1 pseudogene is annotated in these 529 nt (G+C 44.8%); it reads left to right on the plus strand.

What is annotated here, in order from left to right:
• Positions 1–490, plus strand: a pseudogene (locus R7Z47_RS26680) (5'-nucleotidase C-terminal domain-containing protein); the annotation flags it as partial.
• Positions 491–529 lie beyond the last annotated feature (39 nt).

Genomic DNA, 529 nt, shown 5'->3' on the forward strand with positions numbered 1-529 from the left:
CTCACAGCAAACAAACCTTGGCCACCTACTAGGTGAAGCGTACCGTACATACGAGCTAGTGAAAGCAGACTTTGGTGTGATGAACTCCGGTGGTGTTCGTGATTCAATCCAAGCTGGCGATATCACTTACCGTGATGTACTAACAGTACAACCATTTGGTAACTTCGTAACAAAAGCCACCATGACAGGTAAAGAAGTAAAAGAATACTTAGACGTCGTTGCTACGAAATCTGCGGGTTCTGGTGCTTACGCTCAACTAGACAACATCACTCTAGATGTAGATTGTGATGCTGGCTCAGTAACTATTACTGACATTAATGGTAAAGGCTTCAACCTAGACGCAACTTACACGTTTGCTGTAATTAGCTTCAGCGCAGCAGGCGGTGATGACTACCCAGTAATCCAAGTTGAATCAACTCAAATGACAGACGCATCAGTACTGCGTGAGTGCTTCGTAAACAACCCGCAAACCTCGGCGGATAGCTACAACTAGAACCTAGACAACATCAAGTACTTCAGCAATAGCCAA

Origin of the sequence: Vibrio sp. 1641, from assembly GCF_033339995.1 — a bacterium.
In the GTDB taxonomy this organism is placed as follows: domain Bacteria; phylum Pseudomonadota; class Gammaproteobacteria; order Enterobacterales; family Vibrionaceae; genus Vibrio; species Vibrio alginolyticus.